At 58.0% G+C, this 14,812-nt stretch carries 16 protein-coding genes and 1 riboswitch; all 16 genes read right to left on the minus strand.

The genetic code is table 11. The features are described 5' to 3' along the window. Window positions 1-90: 90 nt before the first annotated feature. The 16 genes from EBA_RS09415 to EBA_RS09490 all read right to left on the minus strand — a co-directional run bounded on the left by EBA_RS09415 (window position 91) and on the right by EBA_RS09490 (window position 14,811). Window positions 91-450 carry a (2Fe-2S) ferredoxin domain-containing protein gene (locus EBA_RS09415; protein ID WP_192374488.1) on the minus strand — a complete coding sequence of 120 codons (360 nt, stop codon included), beginning with the start codon at window positions 448-450 and terminating at the stop codon, window positions 91-93. Continuing rightward, window positions 443-1,822 carry a precorrin-3B C(17)-methyltransferase gene (cobJ, locus tag EBA_RS09420; RefSeq protein ID WP_192374489.1) on the minus strand — a complete coding sequence of 460 codons (1,380 nt, stop codon included), beginning with the start codon at window positions 1,820-1,822 and terminating at the stop codon, window positions 443-445. The genes EBA_RS09415 and cobJ overlap by 8 nt, the downstream gene beginning before the upstream one ends. Beyond that, window positions 1,819-2,220 (minus strand): cobalamin biosynthesis protein, encoded by a 402-nt coding sequence (locus tag EBA_RS09425; RefSeq protein WP_192374490.1) that lies wholly within the window; start codon window positions 2,218-2,220, stop codon window positions 1,819-1,821. Before EBA_RS09425 ends, cobJ begins: the two co-directional genes overlap by 4 nt. Continuing rightward, on the minus strand, window positions 2,220-2,966 hold the full coding sequence (locus tag EBA_RS09430) for a cobalamin biosynthesis central domain-containing protein (protein WP_192374491.1): 747 nt from the start codon (window positions 2,964-2,966) through the stop codon (window positions 2,220-2,222). Before EBA_RS09430 ends, EBA_RS09425 begins: the two co-directional genes overlap by 1 nt. Then, window positions 2,963-3,757 carry a precorrin-2 C(20)-methyltransferase gene (gene cobI / locus EBA_RS09435; protein ID WP_192374492.1) on the minus strand — a complete coding sequence of 265 codons (795 nt, stop codon included), beginning with the start codon at window positions 3,755-3,757 and terminating at the stop codon, window positions 2,963-2,965. The genes EBA_RS09430 and cobI overlap by 4 nt, the downstream gene beginning before the upstream one ends. Next, window positions 3,747-5,051, minus strand: a complete 1,305-nt coding sequence (gene cbiE, locus EBA_RS09440) for a precorrin-6y C5,15-methyltransferase (decarboxylating) subunit CbiE (protein WP_192374493.1) — start codon at window positions 5,049-5,051, stop codon at window positions 3,747-3,749. The genes cobI and cbiE overlap by 11 nt, the downstream gene beginning before the upstream one ends. Window position 5,052: 1 nt before the next feature. After that, window positions 5,053-6,153 carry a cobalt-precorrin-5B (C(1))-methyltransferase gene (locus EBA_RS09445; RefSeq protein WP_223146660.1) on the minus strand — a complete coding sequence of 367 codons (1,101 nt, stop codon included), beginning with the start codon at window positions 6,151-6,153 and terminating at the stop codon, window positions 5,053-5,055. 9 nt (window positions 6,154-6,162) lie between these two features. Beyond that, entirely contained in the window at window positions 6,163-6,834 is a 672-nt protein-coding gene (locus EBA_RS09450; protein WP_192374495.1) for a precorrin-8X methylmutase, read from the minus strand. Next, the gene (locus EBA_RS09455; protein ID WP_192374496.1) at window positions 6,831-7,691 is read right to left on the minus strand and encodes a sirohydrochlorin chelatase; all 861 of its coding nucleotides are present in this window, start codon (window positions 7,689-7,691) and stop codon (window positions 6,831-6,833) included. Before EBA_RS09455 ends, EBA_RS09450 begins: the two co-directional genes overlap by 4 nt. An 8-nt stretch (window positions 7,692-7,699) precedes the next feature. Further along, a complete protein-coding gene (gene cobM / locus EBA_RS09460) occupies window positions 7,700-8,509 on the minus strand; it encodes a precorrin-4 C(11)-methyltransferase (RefSeq protein ID WP_192374497.1) in 810 nt (269 codons plus the stop codon). Next, window positions 8,506-9,189, minus strand: coding sequence for a CbtA family protein (locus EBA_RS09465; protein WP_192374498.1), 684 nt, complete (start codon window positions 9,187-9,189; stop codon window positions 8,506-8,508). Before EBA_RS09465 ends, cobM begins: the two co-directional genes overlap by 4 nt. Before the next feature lie 8 nt (window positions 9,190-9,197). After that, window positions 9,198-9,374, minus strand: coding sequence for a CbtB domain-containing protein (locus EBA_RS09470; protein ID WP_192374499.1), 177 nt, complete (start codon window positions 9,372-9,374; stop codon window positions 9,198-9,200). A gap of 113 nt (window positions 9,375-9,487) precedes the next feature. Continuing rightward, window positions 9,488-9,705, minus strand: a riboswitch (cobalamin riboswitch). A gap of 120 nt (window positions 9,706-9,825) precedes the next feature. Beyond that, a complete protein-coding gene (locus EBA_RS09475; RefSeq protein ID WP_192374500.1) occupies window positions 9,826-11,088 on the minus strand; it encodes a condensation domain-containing protein in 1,263 nt (420 codons plus the stop codon). Next, entirely contained in the window at window positions 11,085-11,957 is an 873-nt protein-coding gene (locus EBA_RS09480) for an isochorismatase family protein (protein ID WP_192374501.1), read from the minus strand. The genes EBA_RS09475 and EBA_RS09480 overlap by 4 nt, the downstream gene beginning before the upstream one ends. Next, the gene (locus EBA_RS09485; RefSeq protein ID WP_192374502.1) at window positions 11,954-13,591 is read right to left on the minus strand and encodes a (2,3-dihydroxybenzoyl)adenylate synthase; all 1,638 of its coding nucleotides are present in this window, start codon (window positions 13,589-13,591) and stop codon (window positions 11,954-11,956) included. The genes EBA_RS09480 and EBA_RS09485 overlap by 4 nt, the downstream gene beginning before the upstream one ends. Next, window positions 13,588-14,811 carry an isochorismate synthase gene (locus EBA_RS09490; protein WP_192374503.1) on the minus strand — a complete coding sequence of 408 codons (1,224 nt, stop codon included), beginning with the start codon at window positions 14,809-14,811 and terminating at the stop codon, window positions 13,588-13,590. Before EBA_RS09490 ends, EBA_RS09485 begins: the two co-directional genes overlap by 4 nt. Window position 14,812 lies beyond the last annotated feature (1 nt).

The following is a 14,812-nucleotide window of genomic DNA, read 5'->3' on the forward strand; positions in this document are numbered from 1 at the left end:
CACAACCCATGATCTGCGTAGCTAGCAGCTGCAAACGAATTCAAAATAGGCGCAGCGCTGGCCTGGCGACAAAAGTGTGTTTATCTGGCTTCATGCGTCATTAATACACACCGGCCCCTGATGAAATATTAGATCGCTGACCGGTTCACCGCCCAGCAGATGTTGCGCAATTATGCGATCAAGATTGGCATCGGTGACGTTGTAATACCAAACGCCATCCGGTTGTACACAAAGAATCGGGCCTGATTTACAAGTGGCAAAGCAAGATACCCGGCTGCGTTTGACGCGTAACGCGCCCTGATCCAGGCCCACGGCCTTGAATTTTGCGCCAAGGCTATCAAACACGGCTTGCGACAGGCCATCTTGCGTGCAGCGCGGACCGGTGCAGACCAGCAAATGGCGTTTGTAGTCGCCCATTTTGGGTTTTTCCGGCAGGGTAATATCACTCATCGCTAGTCGCCTCTTCAGTTTCAACGGTTTCGATAGCTGTCATGACTTGGCCTAATTGGTCGCACGCTATGTGGAAAGCATGCAACGCCGCGTCGTCAAATTTCTCTGCCGATTTCACCAGCAACAGTGAAAACACTAGCGCGCCATGACCATCGACAAAATAAACCCCATGCTGTCTGTCGCCCTGGCTTAAAAACCAGCCGCTGGCGATTTTGTTTTTATCGACATGCAAATGGCAATGCTCGTTGGTCAGATTCAACCAATCGCCGCGTTGGCTAAAATCCTGGGCCTCCAACAATAATTCCGCCACCGCACCGGTCTCGCTGCGCACCACGGCCCGCAATCGGCCCCAGTCCCTGGCGGCATTTAATACGGCATCGACTTGATCAACGGCTAACCAGCGTGCGGCCAGATCACCCGCTTCGTCAGCGGGCGACGCGGTAGCGATAGCCGCCAGAATTTCAGCCAGCGGCGCATCGAAATAAGCTGCCGCTGCGCGCGCCGAGGACGCGGGCGTTTCGCGCACATATTGGCGCACGCAAGCATGCCAGCCGGTCAAGCCCATGCTCAAAGAACGCCCGGCTTGTTCGCCGTGTTTGGTCTCGCCGGTCAGGCTGTCGTATTTGTTGGCGTAACCGCGCGGGGTGATCATTAAACCTTCACGCACGAAAGTACTGCTGTTGCCGATCAACACTGTGCACAACATGCCGATGTCGCAATCGGCCATCTGCGCCAAGCTCGTCATTTGGATGTCCTGCCGGCGGCGATAGCCCGATTTGACAATCGCGACCGGCGTTCCCGGGCTGCGGTGTAACAACAGTATCCGCTGCGCCTCGATGATTTGGCCGGTACGGCGCCCGCTTTTCGGATTGTACAAGGCCACCACGAAATCCCCGCGCGCCGCTGCTTGCAAGCGCTTGGCGATGGTCGGCCAGGGCGTAAGCAAATCCGACAGCGAAATCGAACAAAAATCATGCGTTAACGGTGCCCCGACCAGCGCGGCGCAAGCATTCAACGCGGTCGCGCCGGGGATGACTTCCACGGTGATGTCGCTGTCCGGCGTCCAACCGGCTTGCAGCAGCACTTCGTAAGTCGGTCCGGCCATGCCGTAAACGCCGATGTCGCCGGATGAAATCAGCGCCACGGTTTTGCCCAGCAAGGCTTGCTCATAAGCCTCGACGCAGCGATCGATTTCTTCGGTCATACCCTTACGAATGATCTCCTTGCCTGCCAACAGCTCCTGTACCAGCTTGATGTAAGTGGAATAGCCAATCACCACTTCCGCCTCGGCGATAGCCTCGCGCGCCCGGTAGGTCATATGTGCTTGCGCACCGGGGCCGAAGCCGACCAATAAAATTTTGCCTGCCTTCATATGTTGTTTTCGTTGATACTTGCGATTGAAACCGTGGCGTTCTTGCCGTCCTCGCCCCGGTATTTGTGTTTTTCTACTAATAATTCCGCCGTAGGGCCGGCGGCCAGTAGGGCCGCCGCCTCGGCCACCGCCGGTGTACCCATGTATTGGCGCACCACTTCAGAGGGATTGGGTACCGGCACCTGCGCCAGTTGCTCGGCTGGGTAAAACGACAGCGGCCAAGCGTTATCTGCAGTCAGTTGCAATATGGCCGCTTCGTCGTTTTTTTTGTCGATGCTGGCGGCACCTGTGACGGCGGATTTGTCCAAACCCGCCAGTGCCAGCGCTTGCTCGACTGCGGTGTTCAAAGTCATTAACGAGGCATTCCGATCACAACCCAAGCCCAGGATGACTTTCATTATTCCTGCCCTAGTGGCGGTCGGTACACCACCAGACGCTCGGCGAGTTGTTCCCATTGTGCCGGGGTAATCTCCCGCCGGGTCACCCACAACACCGCTTTGTAGTGCGTCAAATCCACGTCTTCGAAACGCTCAAAAAAACGAATAGTGGCCGGCAATGGTGTGGGCCGTGTCCACCAGTGTTTTGACCCTGCTTCCTGGACGAAAGCAATCGGTTCTTCGTTGACGACATGCGCAGAAACCCGGGTAATATTGATTTTCGGCGCTTCCACCTGCCAGCTCAGCTCGCGGCCGAGTATATCCACCGGGATGGTCTTGCCGACATCCGACGCCGTGGTCAGCACCGCCTCCGCACCCAGCAACGCCGCCAGTTGTTCGGCATAGGCGTTGGCGCCGCCGACGTGGCCGGACAACACCGGAATTACATAGCGCGCGGCATCGTCAACCACCAACACGCCGGGATCTTCGTCTTTGGATTTAAGATGCGGCGCAATCAAGCGCACTACCGCGCCCAACGAAATAAACAACACCAATTGATCGTAACGGGCAAACAAACCGCCCATATTTGCGCTTAATGCTCCGGGCAGGATTTCGACAGTGTTTCCGATAGTAGGTAAGCCGGCAGCGAATTTCTCCGAGACCGCCAGTTGGGCATCTGGCAGCTGTTCGGCCAAGCGCAAGGCTTGCGCGACGCCGTGTTTGGTGATCGCCACCAGGGCGATACGGGGTTGGATGAGTATGGTCATGGCGTCTCAGTTGTGGAGAGGGAGGATTTTTTCCGGCATCCACGCAGCATTTCGCCGCGCTGGCGATTCGGGTTGCGAACCAGCAGTAAGGATAGATAATTGACTTTCTGGCCGCGCAGTTTTAGCAGATCGCGTTCGATGCGCTCTTCCGGACTACCGGCTTTTTCGATAAACGCGGCATGAGTCAGCAAGCCGCGCCGTTCCAGCAAGTCCAAAATATCGTCCAGCAAGGGTTTAACCTTCAGCAGTACCAGCGTGTCAAAATCGTTGAGCAAGCGTTCTATCATGGCGATGCCGTAACTGGCCGGGATGATGGCCACGGTTTCATCGGTATCGGCCAGCGGCATCGCTAACCGCGCTGCGGCGGCGGTAAACGACGGTACGCCCGGAATGGTTTCGATGGCGATACCGGCATCCAGCGCGCGCACGGTGCGAGCCAGATGGCCGAAAGTAGAATAAGTCGAAGCGTCGCCTTCCACTAGAAACAGCACATCCTGACCGGCGCGCAAACGGATCAACACGGTCTCGGCGGCGCGCAGCCAGTAAGCGGCGAGGATTTCCGTGTCATGGGTCATCGGAAAAATCAGTGGGCTGTGGTCGGCTGGCAAGGTCAAACCGGCATTCAGGGCAATTTGTAAGGCGTAGCTGTTGGCGCCTTTACGGCGGATGGGGTAAGTCCAGTAAACATCCGGGCGTTGCAATAAAGCCCAACTGCGGCGGGTAATTAGCCCCGGATCACCGGGGCCGAGCGAGGCACCGTATAAGCGGCCTGGGGATACGTTAGTCATCATGGTCGTTGAGGATACGGGCGGAGGTTTGAGCGCACACCACCCAAATTGGGTTTTCCGCCTGCATGCGGTGCATATCCAGAATCGGCTTGCTGCGCGCGGCTTGCAGTTGCAGCACATCCCATTGCGCGCCTGTTGTTTTCAAGGCTTCGACGGCCGTGCTCAGATTTTCGAGAGTGGCGAAGTTCATCACCAGATGACCGTCGGGTCGCAGACGTTGCAAACAAAGGGTGATTAGTGCGCGTAATTCGCCACCGGAACCGCCGATGAATACCGCATCCGGGTCGGGCCAGTTTTCCAGCCCGGCCGGTGCGCGGCCATGCAGCAGGGTGTAGTTGTTCACGCGCAAGCTCGTGCGATTGCTCAGCGCAATCGCCGCGTCATCCGCATTTTTTTCCATAGCGTAGACATGGCCGTGCGGGCACAGCCGTGCCGCTTCCAGCCCAACCGCACCGGAACCGGCGCCGATGTCCCACACGATGCTGTCCGGCAGCAAGGCCATCCGTGCCAACGACACCGCACGCACTTCGCGTTTGGTGATCAGGCCTTTGTCGGGTTTGCGTTGCTTAAAGCGCTCATCGGGCAAACCGAATAGCGCTTCCCTTACCACTGGTTGCCGGCGGCGTACCAAGACGATATTGGGATCGGCAAATCTGCCGGCCGCGGCGGCATCGACCCTCAACCAATCGGAAATCTGTTCCTGCGGCTGCAACAGGCATTCCGCCACTGCCATTTCATAGTCATCGGCTAAAGACTCGATCTGCAACATGCGGGCAATGCGGGCAGGATCGTTTTCGGGGCTGGTGAAGACGACGGTTAAACCGGATTGCCGCAGCAAATTCAGCAAGGCATATAATCCATGATTGGGTGTAGCGCCAATCTGCCATTCGCCGGCATCACAGCTGTGCACCGAGCCGATGCGTGCATCCTGCCAGGCCACACCCAGTCTGGCACAGGCCAATTGCAGCATGCTTAGATTGGGCAGGATTTCGATACTGTCACGGCCAAGTTTGTTGAGCAAAAAACTGGCGATGCCGTGACATAGTGGGTCGCCGGTGGCCAGCACCACCACCTGTTTACCGGTTTCGCGGGCTTCAGTGATCCAGGCGGGGAGTTGCGACAGCTTGCCGGTTAAATAGTGTCGTTCGGCATCTGCACTAATGTCTGCGGCGAATAGTGCCAAGGTGCGGCTTGCGCCAATGACGATATTGGCAGTTTGTATCAGTGTCAATGCGCTGGGCGTTAAACCCGCTGCGCCATTGTCCAGTACGCCGATAATTCGGCAATGGTTGTTCATCTCAGACATCGCCTGCCACTTCCGCCAGTTTGTTACCGTCAAAATCGCACATCAGCACCCGCAAGCGGAATTTGCCGGTGTAGCGCTGGCTCAAGGTGGCTATGACTCGCCGGCCTAAAGCCTCATAAAATTCGCTGATCAAGCCCAGTTCTTCCATGCGTTCGCTGGCATAGCGAGCCATTTCCGATTGGCTGATCTCGGTGCAGACGTCGGCGGACGCGCCGATTTCGGCGGCAATTTCCGCCAGCAAGTCGGTATCCACCGCGCTACGATTAGCATGGGTGATGGTCTCGCCCTGGGCAATTTTGGTCAGTTTGCCGACCATGCCGCCAATTACCACTTGTGGCAAGCCGCAGCGCACGACGGTGTCCAAGGCGTACTTGAGAAAATCCCCCATCTGCACGAAGCAGGCCGGGGCCAGTTCAGGTAATTCGCGCATGGTGAATTTTTCCGTGCGACCGCCGGTGGTCAGCACCACACAGTGCTGGCCCTGATTGGCCGCGACTTCGATACCCTGAATCACGCTAGCGCGAAATGCTGTCGTGGAATAAGGATGGACTATGCCGGTGGTGCCCAGGATGGAAATGCCACCGACGATGCCGAGCCGGTAATTTAGGGTTTTTTTCGCCAACTCTTCACCGCCGGGTACGGAAATAGTCACTTCCAGCCCAGCCTGTTCGAGCAAGCTGGCGGCAACCTGACGCACATTGGCGGCTATATTGCGCCTAGGTACCGGATTGATGGCCGGCCCGCCCACTTCCAAACCCAAACCTTGCATGGTAATGGTGCCGACGCCGGTGCCGCCTTTCAGCAGCACTTCACCCGGCGCATCAGGCAGCAGCCGGACGTGCGCGGTCAGCGCGGCTTTGTCGGTCACATCGGGATCGTCGCCGGCATCTTTGATAACCACTGCCTGCGCGAAATCGTTAGCGCAATGTCCGTTGCTGACTGCGAATGTTATCCGTTGACCGTTGGGCAACTCGCATTCCACGCTGTCAGGTACCGCGCCTTGCAGCAAGCCGAGCGCCGCCGCCCGTGCCGCCGCAGCGGAACAAGCGCCGGTGGTGTAACCTTTGCGGGTGCCTTTCGGCTTTTTTTCCATCAACTCAAATTAACCAAGCTGGGTTTGTTCCGCTTCGGCCAGTGCCAACAAAGCATGAATGGCGGCGACTACCAGTGTCGAGCCGCCTTTGCGACCGTCAATGACCATCCAGGGAATATCCCTGAGTTCACTGGCGAGCGCTTTGGATTCCGCCGCCGACACAAAGCCCACCGGCATGCCGATCACCAGAGCGGGTTTGATTAAGCCGTCGTTAGTCATCCGCACTACTTCCAGTAGGGCTGTTGGCGCATTGCCGATTGCGATGATGCCGCCGTCCAGCAAATTGAGTTGCTGGGCTTTGCGCATGGCTTGCACCGCACGAGTGCTGTTCTCGGCTTTGGCCTGGGCAATCACATCCGTATCGGCGATGAAATGATGCGTAGCGACGCCGAAGTAATCCAGCCGTGGTGTGGACAAACCCACGCAGATCATTTCCACATCGGCGACTATCGGCGCGCCACGCCGAATCGCCAGCAAACCGGCGGCGACCGCTTCGGGATGAAAACGTACCAGGCCGTTGAATTCAAAATCGGCCGAGGCGTGAATGATGCGTCTGACCACTTGCCATTGCTGGTCGTCGTAGTGATGCAGCCCGGCTTCGCGGTCGACAATGGCGAACGAGTCGTGCTCTATCCGGCGGCCGGCATCGGTAAGTTGTTCGGTGACGATGTTGCTGTTCATGCGCTGGCCTGGGGTGCGTGCGCGTGATGGTGGTGGCCATCGCCATGGTCGGCGGCAAATTCTCGGTACTTGCAGCCGTCGCATTCCATCATGGCCGGGGCTAGCCTGTCAGTGGCTTCGGTGATGCGGCTTTCCAGCATGGCGAAAATTTCCGCTTCAAACCCTAGATAATCGGCGAGTCCGAAATAAATCTGCGGGTATTGGCGTTGTAAGCGCGCGACCTGCCGGTGGATGCGTTCAATCAAGGTGCCGGTAAACAGATAGTATGGCAACACGACAATCTGTCGCATATCCAGCGTGTGTTGACGCTGCACGATGGCTTCCAAGCGGGGATGGGTGATGCCGGTAAAGGCGATGTCGACCATAGGATGCTCGCCTTCTTCATACAGCCAGCGCGCCATTTTGGCGACTTCGCCGTTGGCGACCCGGTCCGATGCGCCACGGCCCAGCAGTATCACGCCGGTGTTGCGCGGGTCCGGCATGTCCAGCGTATGCAAGGCCTTACGCAAATTGCGTTTTAGAATGGCGAGTATGTCTTGGCTGGCTCCCAGGTGGCGGCAATAGACAAACGCGACTTGCGGATGCCGCAAGCGGGCATGTTCGATATGCTCGGGGATTTCCATTTTGACGTGGCCAGCGGCATTTAGAATCAACGGCACCACGACCACCTGGCCGCCATGCGCCGCCGCCCGATCCAGCCCTTCTTCAATCAGAATCTCGGCGAACTCGATAAAGCACACTTCGATACGCCATTGCGGCTGGCGGGCGCGCCATTGCTCGGCAAAGGCTACAATTTCCTGGTTGCCGGATGGTTCGCGCGAGCCGTGGCCGATCAATAAGATGGTTTGATTTTGCATAGGTTGTTTTAGGGTTTGACGGCTTGACGGAATCGATGCGAGAACTCGGCATCGTAAAGTTTGGAATGCTGAATCTCCGGCCAGTAACGCGCACCCAGCGCCGGACTGGCGATTATCATCGCCTGACTATTGATTTTTTCCGCCCGGCACTTAGCGCGAATGTCGCTAAGGGTGCCGCGAACGATTTTTTCCTGGTCCGGCCAGCTGGCTTTTTGTACCACCAGTATCGGTGCATCGTCCGCCCAGCCGGCGGCGAGCAAGGCGCGTTGGACATCCGGGAGCAAGGTGATCGAAAGAAAAATGCACAAGGTGGTGTGATGCGCGGCCAGCGCTTCCAGCTCTTCGCCCGCCGGCATTGGTGTGCGACCGGCGACGCGGGTGAGAATCACGGTTTGAGTGACTTCCGGCAAGGTCAGTGTTTCACCGGCAGTCGCAGCAGCTGCCATCGCAGACGATACACCCGGTACCACGGCCCAGTGAATACCTGCGGCATCCAACGCTTGCACCATTTCCACCAGTGCGCCATACAGGCCGGGATCCCCGGTTTGCAAGCGCACCACGGTTTGATGCCGCTGCGCTTGGGCGATCAGCCAGTCGGTTATTTCCGCCAGCGTCATGTCTTTGGAGTCTCGAATTTTGCAAGTGTCCGGCGTGTACATCGTCGCTGCCTGATTGACCAGCGAGCCGGCATAAAGGACGGCACCGGCTTGTTGCAGCAGGCGCTGGCCCTTGACGGTAATCAGTTCAGGATCGCCTGGCCCTGCGCCGACGAACCAGACCTTGCCGGGAATGTGATCGGTTTTATCGCTAGCGGTCATGGCTGGTTTGGTGTCCGATTAAACGTTATGGCCGATAACATGCCTAACACTGTCCAGAACGCGCCGTTAGTCAGCGTACTGGCCCAGCGAAATTGTGTTTGCAAGGCCTCAGGTGCCAGACTTGTAACGATTTCAGGCTGCGGCGCGCCCAGTAAATGTGGCGTAATTATGGCCAATGCGCCAAGCAGTCGTAATGACCAGCGGGTTTGCAGAAGTAGCAAGCCCAGACCGAACGCTGTTGCCAATGCGGTAGCCAGCCACCAGCCTTGTCGACTCAACACTGCTGCAGTGCTGGTGCCGGGTAAGTCCGGCGGCAAGCCTAAAGACGGCGCGGCGAAAATGACGGTGTAACCTGCCAAGCCCCAAGCCAAGCCGTGCAGGATGCCGGACGGCTTGCGCAGAGCGTAGGCGCCGGTCAACATCAAGGCAAAAGCTATTGCCATCAGGGCGTTACTGCTGATCGTAGATACTGTTCTCTGCCAGCCGTCCTCCGGCTGCCATGGGGCTGCATCGTGGGTATGGGCGTCGGCAGTATGTTCGTGGGCAAACGCTTCGGCGGCAACTTCATATCTTTCTGCCTGCAAAATCAGCGGCGTGACCCAAAACATCTGTAACACCGATAACAGCAGGGCGGCGGCGATACCTGACAACGCCGATGAAAACACCATGTGTTTGAACATATCGGGCGTTAATGGCAAGGAAAGCCGGTGGCGTGACGAGTGTCGTGAGTGGCGTTGTGTATTTCGGCGAGCGGTGCGAAGCCGACGACTAACAGCAGGGTAAAACCCAATAAAATAGCGGACAAGGCGGCAACAGGCCGAGGAGTTGCCAGGGTTACTGGTTGGGATGGGCTTAGAACGAACATGTCGAGTCTCCTAAAATATCAGGGATAATTGGAGCCGACCGAGCAAGAAAAACACGCACGCACAAATACAGCTCACGCTGCATCGCTGGCATACGGCTCCCCTCCGGAGTCGGCATCCTACATTCGATCAGGCCGGTCTTCTGGCTTGCCGTCATCTGAATCTACCGCCTTCCCACACTAACCGTGCAGTGGCAAAAAGGAGATTCATCAGGCATACAGCAGCGGGGGCTGCGCCGGATTTGACTGAGATTAATCTCATATCGCACCGGACTTCCCGTTTCACCTTGATACGCAGAACGCATACCAAGACACCTAATCGTGGTAAAGAGTATAAACGAAACGTCGCGAAATGATACCGGTTTGCGTAAATGGGCTTAAGTCTGAGTATCCAGGCATAGGCTCAGCGTCGAACACTCGAGCATCAGATCATCGAACAGATCTGCGCTGGTAGCTAACAGGAATCCAAGGCTTGCGCCAGAAAATCGCTAATCCCATTCCAGTGGGCGCGTAGTGTGGGTGCGTCGTAATTTTCCGCGCGGCCATCCAAATCCAGGACGATACTATCGCCCCTGGCCATAAAGATGGCGGCAAGATCTTCTACCGGTCCCGCTGCCAAAGTGTAGGTTTTGGCCGTGCAGGGTCCGAAACGGGACGGTGGTTCGAAGGGCATCACATTGATCTCGGTGCCGAGTAAACCGCGGGGGTAACCGGCGTCTTCCAGATCGAACTCCAAATGTTCGAAGCGGTAGCGCTGATGTGGACGGTGTTGGCTAAAATCCTGGCGCAAACTGCGTGCGGCCGCGGCCAGGTTTATATCCTCGGCCTGTTGGAATGGCAAGGGCATGACATTCATTGCACTGCAGGGGGTCCGTGCGACCATGCCGGACGAGCGCAACATGGTAGTCAGGCCCAGCACCACATCGCGGCCGCATCCGTGCCGGCCTAAATAGCCTGCGAAACCGGCAATAACCAGCTCCGGCCAACTCAAGTCCCATTCCTGCGCCCGGATTTTGAGCCGTGCGCTGAGCGTGTCCGGTAACGCTCCACCGATGCGCTGGCCGCGGCCGATTCCGACTGCAGGACACGGGCACAAAGACTTGGGTTGCAATCCGGCAAGCGCTGCGAGCCAATAGCGGCGGTCCGTGTCGCGCTCGGGCGAATCCTGGTAGGCCTGATCAGCCTCTACCAGGGCGGCCAAGCTTCCGAATCCTGCCGGTGCCGCTGGAACGCCGGCGAGTAAGGCTTGGTAGTGGCTGGCGACTCGCCGAGCTATCAATTGGAAGCCGTAGCCGTCCAACACTAGGTGATGCGCGCGGTGTAGCCAGACATGCCGATTGGCCGCGCGCCGATAGAGCGTGTGCGCGTAAAGGCGGCCGCTGACGGTATCGAAGCCCTGGCGTATCTGCGCGGAAAGTACGGCCATGAACGCCGCATCAGTCAACCCTTCGGCGGGCGTCACCAGCAAGCGGGGCAGGGGATGGCTGCAGGGTTGCTGCCGATATTCGCTTTCTTTGCCGACCAGCCGCACCTGCAATGTGTCGGCCTCTTGTAATGTGCTGTGCAATGCTAGGGCAAACAGCTCGCAATCCAGTGGACCTTGGATTTCGGTGTACTCGGCCGCATAGAACACGCTGCTATCTTGGGCCAATTGTTGGCCGAGCAGTACGCCGATTTGCGCTTGCGTGAGCGCGAGACTGCTTTGATCGTGCATCATGCATTGCCTACCTGCACCGCGTTTTTCCACAAAGCGTACCAAGCGCTTAGCGTCGGCATCGGCATCAATTCAGCAAACTCGGGGTTGAATCCGCGCCGGCGCCAGTCTTGCATCAAGCGCATTAGTGCCAGTGAGTCCAGCCCCATCAATAATAAGTCGTCGTCATCGCCGAGTAAAACCGCGTCGATAGCCATTACTGCCGCTATTTCGCGGCGCAAGGTCTCCAGCTGAGGATGTTCGAACTGCAAGGCCTGTATTAGTTCTTGGCTGCTGCGGACACAGGCGCAGCGCCCGGCAGCGTAACGCAACGCGTATTCGTGCTCGTCGCGGGAAAAGTCGGCCAGCGCATCGCCGACTAAAAACGGCTGGATATCCAACATAAACGCTTCGGCTGCTGTCATTAAACAGCCAATGTGCGCATAGACGCCGCAAATCACCAACTGATCGCGGCCCATCGCCTTTAGGTTTGCCTCCAGCTCGCTACGTTTGAAGGCGCTGTAGCGCCATTTCGGCAAGATCAAGTCATTTGGAGTTGGGGCCACGGCATCAACAATACGTTCCAGCAGCGGATCCGGCGGTAGGCCTGGCCCCCAAAAATCGTTGAGCAGTGCGCGCTCGGCCGGCCTTTGGCCACCTTGCTGGGCCGTAAAGACCACCGGTACGCCGGCGGCACGGCAGGCGGTGATCAGCGCCGCGCAGTTGCGCAACAGCGCGGGGATAGGCGGCTGGGATTGATCGTAAAAATCCAGAAAATACTGCTGCATGTCGTGTACTAGTAACACCGCACGCTGTGGCTCTAAGCGCCAGCTCACTTTGCCGGCTGGTAGCTGATCGGGAAGTTGGTAACTGGCGATGCGGGGTATGCTCATGTGGGGTTCCGGGTTAAGGTAAGCGCCAGCTTACGCAGTTGCGGCTTGGCAATTTTGCCGGGCGCGGTGAGTGGTAGATGGTCGATGAATTCGATACGGTCTGGAATTTTGTGTGCGGCCAACCCGCAATGATCGCGGAGGTGCAATTTCAACGATAAAACGATGGGCGCCGAAGCCTCGTTTGCGGCCGCGGCGTTCAGTTCCACGAAGGCGCAGCTGCGCTCGCCTAAACGTTCGTCCGGGATAGCCACGAGTGCGGCATTGCGCACGCGCGGATGGCTCAACAAATGTCGCTCCACTTCCGCGGCAGCTATCTTTTCGCCGGCGCGGTTGATTTGATCCTTGGCTCGTCCCATCACTTGCAAGTTGCCGTCGCTGCGGCGCCTGACTAAATCCCCGGTACGGTAAAAGCCGTCTGCGCTAAAAACCTGGTGGTTATGCGCATCGGCACGCCAATAACCGCGAATGGTGTAAGGGCCACGGGTCAGGAGATGGCCGGTCTGGCCGTCCGTCACGTCTTGCTCGTCGTGATCGACAATGCGAATCTCGTCGCCGACCGACATGGGCCGGCCCTGGGTTTCCAGGATGACATCCGGATGGTCGTCCAGCCGCGTGTAGTTGATCAGACCCTCGGCCATGCCGAAGACTTGTTGCAATGGGCAGCCCAGCAGTGGGCGAACGCGGGCGGCAACGTCCGCTGCCAGACTGGCGCCACCGATCTGGACCAGGCGCAGGCTGTCAAGCGCCGGACGCAGGCTGGTGGCACGCTCCAACCAGGCCAGCAGCAGCGACGGCACTAAGGCTATATGGCTAACACGTTCATTAGCGATTAAGCTAAAAGCGGCATCCGGCTCTGGTCGGGTCAACAAAACGATACGGCCGCCGGCATACAAGGTGCCCAGCGTGCCAGGGGAGCTCAACGGAAAATTGTGGGCTACCGGCAAGGCCGCCAGATAAGTGGTGGCGGTGTCGAATTGGCAAACCTCAACGCTGGCTCTGACGCTATAAAGATAATCGTCGTGGGTGCGTGGAATCAGTTTTGGGGTGCCGGTGCTGCCGCCCGACAGCTGTAACAGCGCTATGGCACCAGGATCCGGTTCCGGGAGAGCTTGCGGCGTTAGATAGAGCGCCTGTAACGCTATAAATTCTTCGGCAGAGCCCACCACTATGACGTGGCGTAAGCCCGGCACCAGTGCCATGGCTTCCCGTGCCAGAGTGCGGTAGTCGTAGCCATCGTGACAATCGGGTATGATATAGGCACTAGCCTCCGCAATTTGGCAAAATGCGGCTATTTCGGCACGGCGGTGTCCCGGCAACGCGAGCACCGGCACCAGCCCGAGGCGAAAACAAGCAAAACACACCGCAAAAAATTCGGCGATATTTGGCAATTGCACCACAATGCGCGCGCCGGCCTGCAAATCCAATGCGGCAAATCCGGCCGCCAAGCGATCGGCGTGTTCGTCGAGTTCTTGATAAGCCCAACGCCGCTCGCCGCAAACCACCGCAATACGTGTTGCGTAGCGAAGCGCCGACGCGCGTAGAAAAGCGCCCAAGGTTTGACGTTGCCACCAGCCGCGCTCGCGATATTCTTTGACCAAATTATCCGGCCAAGGGGTGAAATCGGCGTCGGTCACGCGACACCCCCTTGTATGGCATCCAGCAAGGTCTGAAATTTAGCCGATGTTTCCGCCACTTCCTGCCATGGGTCAGAGTCTGCAACGATGCCGGCGCCGGCATATAAGGTTGCACGGTTGGCTTCGATTTCCGCACAACGTATCGTTACCGCCCAGGCACCGTCACCCTTGGCGTCGCACCAACCTACCAGACCGGTGAACAGTCCGCGATCGAAGTCTTCTAATGTATGGATGGCTCTCGCCGCCAGATCCCGCGGTTCGCCGCATACCGCCGGTGTTGGGTGCAAGGCCAGCGCCAGCGCATACGAAGCCGGCGCATGCTTGGTTAACTCTGCACGGATACGGGTGGACAGATGCCAAACCCGATTGGTAGCCAGCAGCTCAGGAACTGGCGGAACGTGCAGGTTGCGGCAATAGGGGCGCAAGGTTTCCGCCACCGCTTCCACCACTAATGCGTGCTCTTGCCGGTCTTTGGCCGAGTGCAACAGCTTGCGGGAACGCGCCAGATCTTCACCCGGGTCGCTACTGCGCGGTGCGGTGCCGGCGATAGGATTGGCCAGCAACTGTCCACCCATGCGCTGTAGCAATAATTCCGGGCTAGCGCCGACTAACCGACGTACGCCAGCGGATGGCGTCGGCAAATCGACGGCGAAGGTGTAACCCCCTATATTACGGGCGGCTAGATTACGCAGCACCATGGACTGATCGATGTCACGCTCGCTACGGATTTCCAGCATGCGGGACAGCACCACTTTTTTTAATGCTGTGTGCCGTATCAAATCCAACGCTTGTTGGACCCTTTGCGCATAAACAGCTTGCGCGGGTTGTTCTTCGGTGGCTGTGCCGCGCCTTGCCTGGTTTGGCTTGAGTGCTGTGTGGCGTCCGAGCGGACCCGCTACATCCAACTGGTCGGGAATAAATAACACCGGTTGGGCGTCCGGCGCAAAGGGGATTGCGCCGACCAATATAGCTTCGCTATCACCGTTGCGCTGGAGATCGGTGAACAGCTGTTGCAGCGCAGTTGCGGTTGATTCGCCGGGACCACGCTTCAAGCGTAAGCGGACGCCGCGGCCCAGCAGGGTGCGTTCCGGCGTCCCCAGAAATATACTTGAATCGACGCCATAGCGATAAAGTAGGTCGATAGCGCTGGGCCGTTGGTAAGCGGAGCCATTGCCGGAATCGCCGCTTACGGTAGAACAGGTGTTGGCATCTGTGAACATA

The sequence above is a fragment of the Methylomonas albis genome, from assembly GCF_014850955.1.
Taxonomy (GTDB): Bacteria; Pseudomonadota; Gammaproteobacteria; order Methylococcales; family Methylomonadaceae; genus Methylomonas; species Methylomonas albis.